This window comes from Arthrobacter sp. MA-N2 (genome assembly GCF_000517125.1).
In the GTDB taxonomy this organism is placed as follows: Bacteria; Actinomycetota; Actinomycetes; order Actinomycetales; family Micrococcaceae; genus Arthrobacter; species Arthrobacter methylotrophus.
Window position 1 is genome coordinate 2,487,410 of record NZ_KI912155.1, and the last position, 15,553, is coordinate 2,502,962.

Annotated in this window: 14 protein-coding genes; 9 read left to right on the top strand and 5 right to left on the bottom strand. The window is 64.5% G+C overall.

The annotated features are described in order from the left end of the window. Entirely contained in the window at nucleotides 1-792 is a 792-nt protein-coding gene (locus tag A3M3_RS0112300) for an ABC transporter ATP-binding protein (protein ID WP_081736786.1), read from the bottom strand. A 290-nt stretch (nucleotides 793-1,082) separates the two neighbouring features. Here A3M3_RS0112300 and A3M3_RS0112305 point away from each other — a divergent pair, with 290 nt between their 5' ends. Beyond that, nucleotides 1,083-2,894 (top strand): proline--tRNA ligase, encoded by a 1,812-nt coding sequence (locus tag A3M3_RS0112305; RefSeq protein ID WP_028266587.1) that lies wholly within the window; start codon nucleotides 1,083-1,085, stop codon nucleotides 2,892-2,894. Next, nucleotides 2,891-3,688, top strand: a complete 798-nt coding sequence (locus A3M3_RS0112310) for a sulfite exporter TauE/SafE family protein (protein ID WP_028266588.1) — start codon at nucleotides 2,891-2,893, stop codon at nucleotides 3,686-3,688. Before A3M3_RS0112305 ends, A3M3_RS0112310 begins: the two co-directional genes overlap by 4 nt. Nucleotides 3,689-3,700: 12 nt before the next feature. Here A3M3_RS0112310 and A3M3_RS0112315 read toward each other — a convergent pair whose 3' ends face one another. From A3M3_RS0112315 to A3M3_RS0112325, 3 genes are read right to left on the bottom strand one after another with little or no spacing between them, the layout of a single operon-like run. Next, the gene (locus A3M3_RS0112315) at nucleotides 3,701-4,723 is read right to left on the bottom strand and encodes an aminoglycoside phosphotransferase family protein (protein ID WP_035741699.1); all 1,023 of its coding nucleotides are present in this window, start codon (nucleotides 4,721-4,723) and stop codon (nucleotides 3,701-3,703) included. A gap of 35 nt (nucleotides 4,724-4,758) precedes the next feature. Continuing rightward, nucleotides 4,759-5,487, bottom strand: coding sequence for a VIT1/CCC1 transporter family protein (locus tag A3M3_RS0112320; protein ID WP_028266590.1), 729 nt, complete (start codon nucleotides 5,485-5,487; stop codon nucleotides 4,759-4,761). Between the two features lie 51 nt (nucleotides 5,488-5,538). Next, on the bottom strand, nucleotides 5,539-6,636 hold the full coding sequence (locus A3M3_RS0112325) for a DUF4439 domain-containing protein (protein ID WP_155854370.1): 1,098 nt from the start codon (nucleotides 6,634-6,636) through the stop codon (nucleotides 5,539-5,541). Nucleotides 6,637-6,762: 126 nt separating this feature from the next. Here A3M3_RS0112325 and rimP point away from each other — a divergent pair, with 126 nt between their 5' ends. The 6 genes from rimP (at nucleotide 6,763) to A3M3_RS0112355 (ending at nucleotide 13,361) form a co-directional block, all read left to right on the top strand. Continuing rightward, a complete protein-coding gene (rimP, locus tag A3M3_RS0112330; protein WP_028266592.1) occupies nucleotides 6,763-7,386 on the top strand; it encodes a ribosome maturation factor RimP in 624 nt (207 codons plus the stop codon). Continuing rightward, nucleotides 7,386-8,366: a transcription termination factor NusA gene (gene nusA, locus A3M3_RS0112335; RefSeq protein ID WP_028266593.1), complete on the top strand. Its 981-nt coding sequence runs from the start codon at nucleotides 7,386-7,388 to the stop codon at nucleotides 8,364-8,366. The genes rimP and nusA overlap by 1 nt, the downstream gene beginning before the upstream one ends. A gap of 271 nt (nucleotides 8,367-8,637) precedes the next feature. Further along, a complete protein-coding gene (locus tag A3M3_RS24910) occupies nucleotides 8,638-8,949 on the top strand; it encodes a YlxR family protein (RefSeq protein WP_231497335.1) in 312 nt (103 codons plus the stop codon). Between the two features lie 152 nt (nucleotides 8,950-9,101). Next, nucleotides 9,102-11,978 (top strand): translation initiation factor IF-2, encoded by a 2,877-nt coding sequence (gene infB / locus A3M3_RS0112345; RefSeq protein ID WP_028266594.1) that lies wholly within the window; start codon nucleotides 9,102-9,104, stop codon nucleotides 11,976-11,978. A gap of 272 nt (nucleotides 11,979-12,250) precedes the next feature. Further along, nucleotides 12,251-12,760, top strand: coding sequence for a 30S ribosome-binding factor RbfA (rbfA, locus tag A3M3_RS0112350; protein WP_028266595.1), 510 nt, complete (start codon nucleotides 12,251-12,253; stop codon nucleotides 12,758-12,760). Between the two features lie 115 nt (nucleotides 12,761-12,875). Beyond that, entirely contained in the window at nucleotides 12,876-13,361 is a 486-nt protein-coding gene (locus tag A3M3_RS0112355) for a nucleoside deaminase (protein ID WP_035741706.1), read from the top strand. A gap of 30 nt (nucleotides 13,362-13,391) precedes the next feature. On the opposite strand, the gene A3M3_RS0112360 is transcribed toward A3M3_RS0112355, so the two are convergent. Beyond that, complete coding sequence (locus A3M3_RS0112360) at nucleotides 13,392-14,546, bottom strand: pyridoxal phosphate-dependent aminotransferase (protein WP_028266597.1); 1,155 nt, start codon at nucleotides 14,544-14,546, stop codon at nucleotides 13,392-13,394. Nucleotides 14,547-14,632: 86 nt separating this feature from the next. On the opposite strand from A3M3_RS0112360, the gene truB reads away from it, so the two are divergent. Beyond that, the gene (gene truB / locus A3M3_RS0112365) at nucleotides 14,633-15,553 is read left to right on the top strand and encodes a tRNA pseudouridine(55) synthase TruB (protein ID WP_028266598.1); all 921 of its coding nucleotides are present in this window, start codon (nucleotides 14,633-14,635) and stop codon (nucleotides 15,551-15,553) included.

The window sequence follows — 15,553 nt, forward strand, 5'->3', positions numbered from 1 at the left end:
TCATGACGCCACCTGGCTTTCACTTACGCCCCGGTGGGTCGGAGCATCGTCCGTTTCTTGAATGATGTGCAGGAACGCCCGTTCCAGATCGTGGCTCTTTCCACGCTCGCTGAGTTCCTCCGGGCTGAGCTGCGCTAGCAGCAATCCGCCGCGGAGCAGGAGCAGGGAAGAGCAGTGTGAGGCTTCTTCCATGACGTGGCTGGATACCAGCAGTGTGGTGCCTGATTCCGCCAAGGCGGCAAACCGTTCCCACAGCTCGGCACGCAACACCGGGTCCAAGCCCACTGTCGGTTCGTCGAGGATCAGCAGTGACGGATGCGCGACGAGTGCACAGGCCAAGGAAACTCTGCTGAATTCTCCTCCGGACAGATCGGCTGTCTTCCGCCTTACCAGTGCTTCGAGCCCGACGGCGGCAATCGCCTCAGCGGTATCCGCCGCCGTCGCGCCGTGCATGGCTCCGAAATATCTGACGTTCGCCTCGACGCTGAGGTCCGCGTAGACGCTTGGCGCCTGGGTGACGTATCCGACGTCGTGCCGCAATGACGGGGTGCCGGCTGGGCGGCCCAACACCTCGATGGTGCCGGCAGTGAGGCGTTGGACACCGACGATGCTGCGCATGAGGGTTGTCTTGCCGCTTCCGGAAGGTCCGAGCAGTCCCGTGATGCGGCCCGGCTCGATGGCGAAGTCCAAGCCGCGCAGGATCTTCTTGCGGCCGCGCGAGACATGCAGGCCCACTGCCTTGACTGCCGTGGTCATACTTAGGGCGGTGCTCACTGCTGCGCTGTGGGACATCGTGGCCTCCGAAGTTACTTATTCATCAGGTGATGAATAAAAGCTAGACCTGTCACCGGCCGGGGTCAACGAAACTGCTGTGGGCAAGTCCTTGAAAAGTGTGCTAGCCATAGGTTCGGAGCGGCCGTTGCCTTGGAAGGCAAGGGTGGCGTGGCTCATCTGCATTGTGGGCCAGCGGTGGGTATGTGTCCGGGAAGGAGCCGGCGAGCGGCAGGTTGCTCAGCTCGAAGCCGGTAGATTGGTACACAGTAGTTTTTGCCAGCTCTTGCCATAGAAACGGATTCTGACCCGTGGTCATTCGCCTCTCCCAGCTGTTCCTGCGCACCTTGCGTGAAGATCCTGTCGACGCCGAAGTCGCCAGCCATAAGCTCCTCGTGCGCGCCGGGTACATCCGTCGCGCCGCACCGGGCATCTATACGTGGCTGCCGTTGGGATTGAGCGTCCTGCGCAAGGTCGAGGAGATTATCCGCGAGGAAATGGCCGCCATCGGCGCCCAGGAAGTCCATTTCCCCGCATTGCTGCCCAGGGAGCCCTATGAGGCCACCAACCGTTGGACCGAATACGGCGAGGGGCTGTTCCGCCTCCAGGACCGTAAGGGCGCCGACTACCTGCTCGCCCCCACGCACGAGGAGATGTTTACCCTCCTGGTCAAGGATCTGTACTCCTCGTACAAGGATCTGCCGCTGAGCCTGTACCAGATCCAAAACAAGTACCGTGACGAAGCGCGTCCCCGTGCCGGCCTCCTCCGCGGCCGTGAATTCATCATGAAGGACTCCTACTCCTTCGACGTGGACGACGCCGGCCTGGATGCCAGCTACGCTGCCCACCGCGCCGCGTACCTGAAGATCTTCGAGCGCCTCGGACTCGAGGTCATTCCCGTGGCCGCAACAGCCGGTGCCATGGGTGGATCCAAGAGCGAGGAATTCCTGCACCCCACCGAAGTCGGCGAGGACACGTTCGTGCGCTCGGCGGGCGGCTATGCGGCCAACGTCGAAGCCGTGACCACCGTGGTTCCGGCCGAGATCGACTTCAGCAACGCTCCTGCCGCACGCGTCCTGGACACTCCGGACACGCCCACCATCGAAACCCTCGTGGCCGCAGCCAACCAGCTCGCTCCCCGCAGCGATTCCGACGGCGGAGCCTGGACTGCCGCCGACACGCTCAAGAATGTGGTCCTCGCCGTCACGCTGCCCACGGGCGTGCGCCAGATTGTGGTCATCGGGGTGCCGGGCGACCGCGCCGTGGACCTCAAGCGCGTCGAAGCCAACATTGGTTCGTTCCTTCCGATTGCCGGAGAAATCGGGCTGGAGGCGGCGAATGAGGAAGACCTCAAGAAAATCCCGGAACTCGTCAAGGGCTACATGGGCCCCGGCTTGGTCCTCGGCGAAGCTGTGCTCGGCCTTGAAGGCACGTCCAAGTTGCTCTTCCTTGTGGACCCGCGGATTGTCTCCGGTACCAGCTGGGTCACCGGAGCGAACGAAGACGGCAAGCACGTCTTCGGTCTCGTAGCCGGCCGTGACTTCTCTTGGGATGGCGTCATTGAATGCACCGAGGTTCGCGCGGGAGACGAAGCCCCGGATGGCTCCGGTCCCTTGGAGACTGCCCGCGGCATCGAAATGGGTCACATCTTCCAACTCGGCCGCAAGTACGCCGAGGCCTTGGATTTGAAGGTCCTTGACCAGAACGGCAAGCAGGTTGTGGTCACGATGGGTTCGTACGGTGTCGGCGTGACACGTGCCGTGGCCGCCCTGGCCGAAGCCAACAACGACGACCGTGGCTTGATCTGGCCGCGCTCAGTGGCCCCGGCGGACGTCCACGTGGTCGCCGTCGGACGCGGCGAGGAAATCTTCGCCGCGGCGGAGAAACTCTCGGCGGAACTCGAAGCCGCCGGCCTCGACGTGATTTACGACGACCGTCCCAAGGTTTCCCCGGGCGTGAAGTTCGGTGACGCCGAACTCGTGGGCGTCCCCACCATCGTGGCGGTTGGACGCGGGTTGGTGGACGGCGTCGTGGAGATCAAGGACCGTCGTAGCGGCGAGGCCGAAAACGTGGCTATCGAGAAGGCCGCCGATTACGTGGTCAACGCCGTACGCCAGAAGTGATCTCCGGCTTCGAATCGATCCAGCTCGGCACGCTCATCATGATCGTGGTGGCTGGATTCGGGGCCGGCTGGGTTGACGCGGTGGTGGGTGGCGGGGGACTGATCCAGCTCCCCGCCTTGCTCCTGGTTCCGGGGATCAGCCCGGTCCAGGCGCTGGCCACCAACAAGATGGGCTCGATTTTCGGGACAACAACCAGCGCCACCACGTACTACCGGCGCGTGGGACCCGACCTCAAGACCGCCATACCGATGGCGGTGATTGCCTTGGCCGGAAGCTTCGGCGGAGCCATCCTTGCCGCCAATCTTCCCGCGAGCGTGTTCAAACCCATCATCGTCGTGGCGCTGATCGCCGTCGCGCTTTTCACGGCACTGCGGCCCAATGCCGGTGAATTGACCGCCCTGCGCCACTACGGCCACAGGCACTACGTCGTGGCCTGCGCCATAGGTGCCGTGATCGGATTCTACGACGGCCTGATCGGCCCCGGGACCGGCTCGTTCCTCGTGATCGCCTTGGTTTCCGCCATGGGCTATGCCTTCCTCGAGGCGAGCGCCAAAGCGAAGATCGTCAACATGGCGACGAACGCCGGGGCGCTCCTGTTCTTCCTGCCTCACGGATCGCTGCTGTGGGGCTTAGGCCTCATCCTGGGCTTGTCCAACATGGCTGGCGGCTATCTCGGCGCCCGGACGGCCGTGAAGCAAGGCAGCCGCTTCGTGCGCGTGGTGTTCCTGATCGTGGTTGCCGCGTTGATCGTCAAGCTCGGCATTGATGTGTGGCACGACTACTTCGCCCGGTAGGCGCCTGCGCTCCTAGTTGGAGCTGATCCGGCCCGGTTCCGGCAACTCGTGTGCGGCGGGCAGGCCGTCCAAGGGCCTTCCTGCGAGAGTGCTGGCCACCCACATGGAGCGGGCCAGATCGCCTTCATGCCGTGGTCTTCCTGCATACCACAGGGCGTTTTCGACCTCCCGGACCAGGCCCCATTCGCGGGCTGCCTCGCCGTCCAGGCCAGCTGCGCTGCTGAAATCCGAGCAGCGTTCAAGGAGTGCAAGTTCCGGTGCCGTCGTGGAGAGATCGCGGATGCGGTTCCACAAGATCGGGGCCACGGCGAACTCGGCCTCCCCGATCATCGGCTGCGGATCGATAGCGACGTAGCTGCGTTCTCCGATCGGCTCGGCGCCGTTGAGATGCGGGAGGATATTCATGAAGTGCAGATCACAATGCACGAGGACGTCCTTGCCCGCGCGGCGTCCAACAGCGCCGCGGGTCTGGCATACCTCCAAGGCGGCTTCCAGGAGCCACCGGGGGAAGGGCTGACCGAGGCGATCCCACTCCGCGGGCAACTCGTCGCTCCACCGCTCGGCCTGGGCCGCTATGTGCTCAAAGTCTTGCCATTCCGGGCGCTCGTCCGGCTCGATGCTGAGTTCCCTCACGAGCGTTCCCCAGACGTCGCGGGCCTCGTCCAAGGGCGCGCTATGCAAGCAACTGACGGCGTCGAGCCGCTCCAGCACCATCGCGCAGGAGGCGGCATCGGCGTCGAACATCCGCACGGCACCGGTACCGCCCCAGAGGGCCAGCGCGTGCCGCTCGACGAGGGCTTCCGGGTGCGGGAACGCTATCTTGAGGACCGAACGGGCGCCGTTGTAGAGAACCGGGATGACGATCGCGCCATGGCCACTCCATGGTTGCGCCCCTGGTTCCAGGTCCAGGGACAGATGCCAACGCTCGAACCTGCTGTTGATCAGCCCGGGCAGCGCCGAGAGCCACGCGCGTCCCTCCGCGGTGCGGGAGTAGCGTGCCTGGAGGTCGCCAGGGATGGAAACGAAAGTAGTCATCACCGTCAGACTACCCAAGGCGCTCCTTGAGTGGTTCAGACAACTCCGCTGGAGCCCAGGAGGCTACCGATGATGAATGTTGCGGCGAGGGCGAGGGCCCCGCCGATGACAACGCGTACGGACGCGCGGACCTTCGAGCTACCGCCGATCCATGCCCCAAGGGCGCCGGTGATTGCCAGCGCGAGCAGCACGGAAATGAAGGTGAGCGGCACGCGCAGACCGGGGGGCGGAAGCAAGATCGCGAGCAAGGGCAGCACAGCACCCAGAATGAACGCAACGGCCGAGGCGAAGGCGGCATGCCACGGGCTGACGATGTCGTCTTCGTTGATGTTCAATTCAGCTGAAAGGTGGGCGGCCAAAGCGTCGTGCTCCGTCAATTCCACGGCCACTTTCCGTGCGGTTTCAGGCCGCAGACCTTTGGATTCGTAGATCGCGGTGAGTTCGGCCAGTTCCTCTTCGGGCTGCTCGGCCAGCTCGCGGCGCTCTTTCTCGATGAGTGCCTTCTGGCTGTCGCTTTGGCTGCTGACGGATACGTATTCGCCCAATGCCATGGACACGGCGCCACCTACGAGTCCGGCCGCGCCGGCAGCGAGGACAGCGCCTGAGTTCGTGGTGGCTCCGGCAACGCCGACCACGATGGCGGCAACGGAAACAATGCCGTCATTGGCGCCTAGGACGCCGGCTCGAAGCCAATTGAGCCGGTGGGCCAGGTCATTGGCGTGTGGTTCGTTCTCATGCAGTGCTGCAGTTTCAATGGAAGCCATGGTACAACCCAATCACTCGGGAACGGCCGCCGCTAGCAAAGAAAGGCTTTCCTATGGAGAACGTGTGGGGGACGCGAGCGACGGCAAGGAGGCCTTGTCGATCAAAAGTCCGGGGAAGGGGCCAACCGGCGTTCCCCAGGCTTGGCTGCGTTTGGCGGCATCGACGAGACCATTGATAGCCCACTGGCGGGTCTGGCCCTCTGATAGCGCCACCAGATCGGCATAGGCAGTCAGCGAGCTGGCCTCCATGCTTCCCAGTGCTGCTCCGGGTTTGGCGGCGAAACTATCAGGCAGGCGGTAGCCAGCTTCCCGCGGAGGCGTGGCAATACAGTGCAGGCGACCTTGAGCTTCCGCTCCCCGGAGCAGCTCCTGGTGGCGGTCCAGCCAGGTGGCGGCGGTTGCGGATTCCTTCGTATCCAGCTTCGTGAGGGCCACCTGGTACGCATAGATCGCTTCCTGTTCGGAGCTGACGACGGCGGCAAGGGCTCCGGCGAGGTCGGCTCGCGTGGAATCAGGAGGGGCAGCCGTGGCTGACGCTCCAGGCAATGCGGGGCAACTCGTCGGCGCCGTCGGGGCGGTGGTCGTCTCGACCGTAGTTGCCGGTACCGGCAGGCCCCAGGCCGTGGCGAGCCTTGATGACTCAAGCAGTTGAGAGGTCCCGACGGCGGCAAGCAGCCGTGCCAGGCCGCCGTCGGCGTTCGCGGCGTCCGCCAATCGCCTGAAGGCACTGGAGGAGAGCGAGGAGACGAGAGCGGCCCGTGTTGTGGGGCGGTCTTGCTTGGAGGCGGGGCTCGGGGAAGCCGCGGAGGGGGCACTCGATGTCGAGGGGCTCGAAGGCGGCAGGAGCGCTTCCGCCTGACTTGTCAGCAACATCACAGTGTCCGCGACGTCGTTGCCAGCGGAAGTTTCCCCGGCTGTGGCGCCGCCCGACGTCGTGCCCTCCAGGAGCAATGCGCTACCCAAAAGCGTTTCGCTCGCAGAGAGGGCATCCGCGCGGGCAGTGTCAGAAAACGGCACCGCTTGCGGTTTTCCCGCGTCCCGCGGGACAAGTACCGTGCCCACTCCCACCACGAGAACTACAAGCAAAGCCACCAGGAGGGCTCTCATCCAGCCATGGCTTCGTGGTTTCTCGGCAGTCTTGTGGTTCACAACAGACCATGGTGTCACGCTCAGTCACAACTTGCGTCGCTTCTCAAGCCACCCCGTGCACCACGCCGCCGTAATTATCGTTAAGCTAGTAGTCACAACATCATCTATCGGGAGGCGGCTGGCCAAATGAGTCATTCGGAAGCCACGACTTCAACAGACCAGGCTGGAACGGATCTGAGCCATCCAGCACAACGCGAGGTCCGCAGCCCCGAGGAGAGCAGGCTAAGGGCCCTTCTGGAGCCTGCCGTCCTGGCAAGCCGGCTCTACCTTGAGGATGTTGCCATCCAGGTTGCAGGTTCGCACCGGGTAGTCCACGTGGTCATCGACCTGCCCCAGGAGGAGACCGGCGGCGTCAGCCTGGACGTCATCGCCGAGATCTCCCGGGCGCTCTCGGACATCCTGGACAACGATCCCCGCACCGACGGCCGTCCGTACGATCTCGAGGTCTCTTCGCCCGGCGTCGGCCGGCCCCTGACGGAGCCGCGGCACTGGCACCGGGCCCGCGGACGCATGGTCAAGGTCAACGTCATCCAGGGCGAGAACCTGACGGGCCGGATCCAGTCGGTCGACGACGACGGCGTCACTCTGGTTCCCGAGCAAGAGGTCAAGAAGGGGATGAAGCCCAAGCAGGGCGACCCCGTGAAGATTCCTTTCGACAGGATCCGCCAAGGAAAAGTCGAGATAGAGTTCAGCCACCTCCAAGAGGCCGTGCTGGAAGACGAGTACAACGGACCTTCCGAGGAGGCCTAATGGATATTGACATGAGTGCGCTGAGACTCCTGGAGCGTGAGCGTGAAATCCCGCTGGACCTCCTGATCCCCACCATCGAGCAGGCGCTCCTGGTGGCTTACCACAAGACGCCGGGCGCTTTCGAGAAGGCCCGTGCGGAGCTTGACCGCAAGAGCGGACACGTGACAATTTGGGCGACGGAAATCGACGACGACGGCGAAGCCATCGGCGAGTTCGAGGACACCCCTGCCGGGTTCGGCCGCATTGCGGCGAGCACTGCGCGGCAGATCATCCTGCAGCGCTTGCGCGACGTTGAGGATGACAACGTCCTCGGCGAATTCAAGGGCCGTGAGGGCGAACTCGTTGCGGGATTGATCCAACAGGGCAACAACCCCCACATGATCCAGGTGAATCTTGGGTCCGTGGAAGCCCTGCTACCGCCTCCTGAGCAGGTGCCGGGGGAGAAGTACACACACGGCAATCGCCTGCGCGCCTTTGTAGTGGACGTCCACCGCGGGACCAAAGGGCCGTCCATTACCTTGTCGCGTTCGCATCCAGGCCTCGTCCGGAAGCTCTTCGAACTGGAGGTTCCGGAGATCGCGGACCGCTCGGTCGAGATCGTGGCGCTGGCACGTGAGGCCGGGCACCGGACCAAAATGGCCGTCAAAGCCAATACTCCCGGGATCAACGCCAAGGGCGCTTGCATTGGCGAGATGGGCTCGCGCGTGCGCGCCGTCATGACCGAACTCAACGACGAGAAAATCGACATTGTCGATTTCAGCGAGGATCCAGCGACCTTCATCGCCAACTCGCTTTCCCCGTCTCGCGTGAATTCCGTCACTATCACCGATGAGGCCACCCGCTCTGCCCGGGTGGTTGTTCCCGACTATCAACTGTCCCTTGCTATCGGCAAAGAAGGCCAGAACGCCCGCCTTGCGGCCAAGCTGACCGGTTGGCGTATCGACATCGTCTCCGACGCCACTCCAGCCAAGGGCAACTAGATCCTTCCAGCGCGACATAGCCCCGGATAGCCCCGCCCCGGATCCCCATATCATGCGGATTCGGTGGCCGGGCCTCCTGGGGCTTAGAATGGATGGAACCGGGCCTATGTCCGGTATCCGTGCGCTTTGGCGTGCTCGTGATTTGTAGAGGCAACAATCTCCACGAGTCAAGGGCGGCCGCCAATGAAAGCAGAATCGTAGAGACAGGTAAAGGCACTGAGGCAGGTTGATACACCCAGTGACTGAACTGCTTCAGACCAGGCCCCAGCCTGTGCGCACCTGTATCGGATGCCGGAAACAAGGCAAGCGGAGCGAGTTGATCCGGCTTGTCGCCGAAGGCGACGGGTCACCCGTCGTCCTGGTGGATGAACGACGCCGGATGGCTGGCCGGGGTGCGTGGCTGCACCCCAGCAGCTCATGCCTGACGCTGGCAAGCAAACGGCGTGCTTTCGCAAGGGCCCTCGCGGGCGCAAGCGAAGCCACCGCCGTCGAACGTTACTTGGCGACAGTCATACCCCCTGCCGACACCCACCACGTGGAAGCAGGAAAACCGTCCAAATCTGAAAGCGGGTTAGAAAACTGATGGAAACCCGATGAGTTCCCAGCGATGAGTGCGCAACGATGACAACTTTGTTGCGCTTTGCACAGGGTCTTTCCGCTGCATTCGTGGCGGGGGCCCGCAGTAAGAAGTAGACGGTTCGTGCCTGGCTCGGTGCGGACCGAGACAGGAGAAATGTGGCCAAGGTCCGCGTACATGAGCTCGCTAAAGAGCTCGGTATTACTTCCAAAGATGCAGTGACAAAACTGCAGGAATTGGGCGAATTCGTTCGCTCCGCCTCTTCAACAATTGAGGCCCCCGTCGTGAAGAAGCTTCGCGACGCCTACCCGGGTGCCGGCGCCGCAAAGGCGGCTGCCCCGGCAGCACCCCGCGCTGCCGCCCCGGCAGCACCCCGCGCTGCTGCCCCGGCAGCACCCCGCGCCGTCGCCCCTGCTGCACCAGCAGCACCCAAGGCTCCGGCCCCCGCCCCCAAGGCTGAGGCCCCCGCCCCGGCAGCGCCTGTGGCTCCGGCAGCAACGGCAAGTCCTTTTTCCGCCAAGCCGGGCGCCCGTCCGGCCCCCAAGGCCGAAGCCCCTGCCCCCGCACGTCCGGGCAGCCAGGCTCCGCGCGCCGGCGGCCCCCGTCCGGGCAACAACCCGTTCGCGACCTCGCAGGGCATGCCCCGCGGCCGTGGCGACGGCGAGCGTCCTCCCCGCCCGGGCAACAACCCCTTTGCGACCTCGCAGGGCATGCCCCGCAGCGGTGGCCGCACTGACGGCGAACGTCCCGGCGGTCCGCGTCCCGCGGCCGGTGCAGGCGGTCCGCGTCCCGCAGCCGGTGCAGGCGGTCCCCGTCCCGCAGCCGGTTCCGGTGGACCGCGTCCGGGTGCACCCCGCCCCGGTGCCCCCCGCCCGGGCGCTCCGCGGCCCGCAGGTGGTCCCGCAGGCAACCGTCCCAGCCCGGGTATGATGCCCAACCGCACCGAGCGTCCCGCTCCCGGTGGCGCAGGCCGCCCGGGTGGCGCAGGCCGTCCCGGCGGCGGCGGCCCCGGCCGTCCGGGTGGCGCTCCTGGCGCAGGCACCGGCGGCGGAGCTCCCGCCGGCGGTGGCTTCGGCAAGGGCGGCCGTGGACGCGGCGGCACCCAGGGTGCTTTCGGCAAGGGTGGCGCAGGACGCGGCAAGCAGCGCAAGTCGAAGCGTGCAAAGCGTCAGGAACTGGAGCAGATGAGTGCTCCGTCGCTGGGCGGCGTATCCGTACCCCGCGGCGACGGCAACACCGTGGTCCGGCTCCGTCGTGGATCGTCCATCACGGACTTCGCCGACAAGATCGAGGCGAACCCCGCAGCGCTGGTGACCGTGCTCTTCCACCTTGGTGAAATGGCAACGGCTACCCAGTCTCTGGACGAAGACACCTTCGGCCTGCTCGGCGCCGAACTCGGCTACAAGGTCCAGGTTGTCTCTCCGGAAGACGAAGAGCGCGAGCTCCTCGACTCCTTCGACATCGACCTCGATGCCGAACTGGAAGCCGAAGGCGACGACGTCCTCGAAGCGCGTCCCCCGGTTGTCACCGTCATGGGTCACGTTGACCACGGTAAGACCCGGCTGCTCGACGCGATTCGGAAGACCAACGTGGTTGCCGGCGAACACGGCGGCATCACGCAGCACATCGGCGCCTACCAGATCAGCCACATCCACGAAGGCACTCCGCGCGACATCACCTTCATTGACACTCCCGGTCACGAGGCGTTCACCGCCATGCGTGCCCGTGGTGCCAAGGTCACCGACATCGCCATCCTGGTTGTCGCAGCCGACGACGGCGTCATGCCGCAGACGGTGGAAGCACTCAACCACGCACAGGCGGCCAACGTGCCGATCGTCGTCGCGGTCAACAAGATCGACAAGGACGGCGCGAACCCGGACAAGGTCAAGGGCCAGCTCACCGAGTACGGCCTGGTTCCCGAAGAATACGGTGGAGACACCATGTTCGTTGAGGTTTCTGCCCGCCAGAACATCAACATCGACGAACTGATCGACGCCGTCCTGCTGACCGCAGATGCCGCCCTGGACCTGCGCGCCAACCCGGACAAGGACGCTCGAGGCATCGCCATCGAAGCGAACCTTGACAAGGGCCGCGGAGCCGTGGCGACCGTCCTGGTCCAGTCCGGTACCTTGGCCGTCGGTGACACGATCGTGGCCGGTACAGCCCACGGCCGCGTCCGTGCCATGTTCGATGAAGACGGCAACGCCCTCGACATCGCGCTTCCGTCACGTCCGGTCCAGGTCCTGGGCCTGTCCAACGTGCCGCGCGCCGGTGACACCTTCCTGGTGACCTCCGATGAGCGTACGGCCCGCCAGATCGCTGAAAAGCGTGAAGCAGCCGATCGCAACGCGGCACTGGCCAAGCGCCGCAAGCGCATCAGCCTCGAGGACTTCGACAAGGCAGTGGCCGACGGCAAGATCGACACCCTCAACCTCATCCTCAAGGGTGACGTTTCCGGTGCCGTCGAAGCCCTCGAAGACGCCCTGCTCAAGATCGACGTCGGCACCGACGTTCAGTTGCGCGTCATCCACCGCGGTGTGGGTGCCATCACGCAGAACGACGTCAACCTCGCCACGGTGGACAACGCCATCATCATCGGCTTCAACGTCAAGCCCGCCGAGCGCGTGGCCGACCTGGCCGATCGTGAAGGCGTGGACATGCGCTTCTACTCCGTCATCTACTCGGCAATCGATGACATCGAGCTGGCCCTCAAGGGCATGCTCAAGCCGGAGTACGAGGAAGTCCAGCTCGGTACCGCCGAGGTCCGCGAAGTCTTCCGTTCTTCCAAGTTCGGAAACATCGCCGGTTCCATCGTCCGCTCCGGCATCATCCGCCGAAACACGAAGGCACGCGTCAGCCGCGATGGCAAGATCATCGGCGACAACCTCACCGTTGAGACGCTCAAGCGCTTCAAGGACGACGCCACCGAGGTCCGCACGGACTTCGAGTGTGGTATCGGTCTTGGCTCGTACAACGACATCAACGAAGGTGACATCATCGAGACCTTCGAGATGCGCGAAAAGCCGCGCGTCTAAGGTGTTCTAGCGGGGAGCCTCCGAGTTGTAGGGGGCGCCCGGCTGAAAGGTGCGGGGCCGTTGGATTTTTCCGGCGGCCCCGCCCCTTCGCCGGACGGTTTTCGATCTGCGATCTCAAACCGCCCGGCTCCGACAGGCCCGATGCCACTCCCTGGCCGCCGAAAAAACCCAACGCGGGTCCGTCGGCGACTTGCCTTGGGCGCGTCGCGCATACAGAACTTAAGTACGTAAGCCGCCAACGCGCCGTCGTACGCAAAATTTTAGGAGTTGAAATGGCTGATCCGGCACGCGCTGCCAAGTTGGCGCAGCGGATTAAGGTTGTTGTTGCTGAAGCACTAGGCCGGCGGATCAAGGATCCCCGGGTTGAGGGCATCACTATTACCGATGCCCGCGTCACCAACGATCTTCAGCACGCCACCGTGTACTACACCGTCTTCGGTGACGAGATTGCCCAGGCGGATGCCGCCAGGGCTTTGGAGAAGGCGAAAGGGGTCCTCCGCCAAGAGGTGGGCCGCAATATCACTGTGCGCCTGACTCCTACCTTGGAGTTCGTCGCGGACCTCATTCCGGTCAATGCGTCGAACCTTGAGGCGTTGTTGCGCACGGCCAAGGAGCGCGACGCCGAGGTGGCCGCCCTGGCCGCCGGCGCCAAGCACGCAGGCGATGCAGATCCCTACAAGAGCGATGGCACGCAGGATGCGGACATCGACGAAGACGATTTTGACGAAGAAGACATCGACCTCCGCGCCGATGAAGACATCGACGAAGACGGCGGCAAATAAGCCGCCTAATCCTGGGAAAGACTGGATCCGCAAGTCTGCAGACTGCCTGATCCGGTCTTCCCCGTTTAATGATGAAACCGGCCTCAAAGTGGCATGTCGTCGCTAAGATCGGAGCATGGTGGCGCCCGATCCAGCTCAAAGTCCTGAAGCTTACCTTGAACACGCCGTGCGGCTCGCGGTGCAAAACGTGGCCGACGGCGGCGGTCCGTTCGGTGCAGTCGTGGTCACGCCGGATGGGCGGCTCCATGACGGCGTCAACCGGGTGACCCGCGACAACGACCCCACGGCCCACGCCGAAGTGGTCGCGATCCGGCGGGCGGCGTTGGAACTGAAAAGCTTCGATCTCAGCGGGTCGGTGCTGTACGCGAGCTGCGAACCATGCCCTTTGTGCCTCTCAGCAGCTTTGTGGGGACGAATAAGCCGCGTCTACTTTGCCGCGGACCGGCGCGGCGCTGCGGCTGCCGGTTTCGACGACGCCGTGTTCTACGAATATTTCGACGGCACCCGGCCTGAACTGCTGCCTATTCAGCACACCAAAGTTGCGGCGTCGGAAGCTCCCTTCGACGCGTGGCGGGAAAACAAGAATCGGACAGCTTACTGAACCGGGCCGCGGCGGGCCAAGCCCGCAGCCTCAAGCACGCTCGGGAAGCCGCCCGACGCCGTCGAGCAGCTGCTGGTGATCCCCGCATAGCGCAATTCTGATCCAGCCCTCGCCGATGGAACCGAACGCGGTACCCGGTGCGACAGCCACTCCGGATTCCGCGAGGAAGCGGCGCACCCAGGCGCGGACGTCGCCGCCGCTAACATGCGAGACGTCCGCCCATAAATAGAAGGCCCCCTGGGCTCCCAGGAAGGGAATGCCCTTCTTTGCCAGCACCGCTGATGCTGCGTCACGATTGGAGCGGTAGTGCTTCCGTGCCGTGTCCACATAGTCCTGCGGGCCCGTCAGGGCTGCGACGGCGGCGTACTGGGAAGGCGAGGCCACACAGGAAACTATTGCCTCCATGACATTGTTCATCTTCCGCTCCAGGCCCGGCGGACAAATGAGGGCCCCGATCCGCAGGCCCGTGAGTCCGTAGGTCTTGGACAGGGTCAGGGACGTGAAGACCCGGGCTTCCCCGGGAACAGTGCTGTCGAAACGGGCAGGACTCGTGTGCGGAACATCGAAGGTGAAGGCTTCGTAGCATTCATCCGAAATGATCCACAGATCATGCTTGACCGCCAGTTCCACGAGCTGGCGCGTGGCTTCCTCGCCGATCACCGCGCCCAGGGGATTGGACGGCGAATTCAGGACCAACACCTTGGTGCGCGGAGTGACCAGGACCTCAATGTCCTCGATACGGGGCTGGAACTCGTGCTCGGGATAGAGCGGATACTGTACAGGGACGGCGTGAAGCAAGTGGCTGGTCATCGCAAAAGTGGGGTAGCCCGGGTTGGGGATCAGGATCTCGTCGCCAGGGGAGAGGAGCAGGCTCATGGCGAAGTGCAACCCCTGCTGGGCCCCGTCGACGACGTACACGCGCTCTGCGCCGATGTCCACCTTGTTGTGGGCCCGGAAGCGCTCGGCAAATGCTTCCCGCAAGGCCGGGATTCCGGCGTTGGGAGTGTAGTTCGTCTCGTCCCTGTCCAAGCAGGCGATCCCCGCTTCCAGAATGTGCCGGGGCAGCGCAAAGCCGGGTTCGCCGATACTGAGGATGATCGCCCCGGGAGTCCCCCAAGCGGCCTCGGTGATCTCCCGGATCTGGTTCACGGGCACTTCGCGGATGTGTGCGGCAAGCTCAGGCATGGGAGCCATCTTAGCCGTGGCGCCCATCCGTCCAGGGGAGCCGTCGGCCGCAGGAAACATGCCCCCGCGTGGATATACTGGGAGGCGTGCTTTCTGGACTGGTAATCGTTGATAAGCCGCAAGGATGGACCAGCCACGATGTGGTTGGTCGGATGCGGCGCCTCGCCGGTACCCGGAAAGTGGGCCATGCAGGGACCCTGGACCCCATGGCCACAGGGGTGCTCGTGCTCGGCATCAACAAAGCCACGCGGCTATTGACGTACATCGTTGGCACCTCCAAGACCTACTCCGCCACCATCCGGCTCGGCGAATCCACCATCACCGACGATGCCGAAGGCGAGATCACGGAGCGCCGCAATGCCAGCGCAGTCACGGATGAAGCCATTCGCGCCGGCGTCGCGCAGCTCAGCGGCGAGATCCAACAGGTTCCCAGCAGCGTCAGCGCCATCAAAGTCAACGGCGAACGGTCTTATGCCCGCGTTCGCTCGGGGGAAGAAGTCAAACTCGCCGCCCGCCCGGTGACGATCCACCGGTTCGAGATCCACGCCATCCGCGGGGTCGACGGCGGCAGGGTCGTTGACGTCGACGTCACGGTTGAGTGCTCCTCCGGCACCTACATCCGCGCCCTGGCGCGCGACCTGGGCGAGGCGCTCGGCGTCGGCGGCCATCTCACGGCGCTGCGCCGCACCCGGGTGGGGCCATACTCCCTTGAACAGGCCAGGACCCTAGAACAGCTTGCCGAGGAACTGGAAGTCCTCGACATGTCCGCCGCGGCCCGGGCGCTCATGCCCAATCGGGAGCTGAGCGACGCGGAAACCACCGAGATCTCCTTTGGCCGCAGGATCGCCGCGGGGCCCGCTACCGGCACGGCGGAGGCAGCCACCGCCGAGAACCCGGCTGCCGCGTTCTCACCGGCAGGGGAGCTGGTGGCGTTGCTGGCCGATGCGGGAAGTTTCGCCAAGCCCGTCCTCGTATTCGCCCCCGACAACGAAAAGCGGGCGCAGTAG

What these genes read in the sequence shown, in the direction of transcription:
- A3M3_RS0112300 (WP_081736786.1), bottom strand. Translation starts at nt 792, where the DNA reads ATGTCCCACAGCGCAGCAGTGAGCACCGCCCTAAGTATGACCACGGCA.
- A3M3_RS0112315 (WP_035741699.1), bottom strand. Translation starts at nt 4,723, where the DNA reads ATGACTACTTTCGTTTCCATCCCTGGCGACCTCCAGGCACGCTACTCC.
- A3M3_RS0112320 (WP_028266590.1), bottom strand. Translation starts at nt 5,487, where the DNA reads ATGGCTTCCATTGAAACTGCAGCACTGCATGAGAACGAACCACACGCC.
- rimP (WP_028266592.1), top strand. Translation starts at nt 6,763, where the DNA reads ATGAGTCATTCGGAAGCCACGACTTCAACAGACCAGGCTGGAACGGAT.
- nusA (WP_028266593.1), top strand. Translation starts at nt 7,386, where the DNA reads ATGGATATTGACATGAGTGCGCTGAGACTCCTGGAGCGTGAGCGTGAA.
- rbfA (WP_028266595.1), top strand. Translation starts at nt 12,251, where the DNA reads ATGGCTGATCCGGCACGCGCTGCCAAGTTGGCGCAGCGGATTAAGGTT.
- A3M3_RS0112355 (WP_035741706.1), top strand. Translation starts at nt 12,876, where the DNA reads ATGGTGGCGCCCGATCCAGCTCAAAGTCCTGAAGCTTACCTTGAACAC.
- A3M3_RS0112360 (WP_028266597.1), bottom strand. Translation starts at nt 14,546, where the DNA reads ATGCCTGAGCTTGCCGCACACATCCGCGAAGTGCCCGTGAACCAGATC.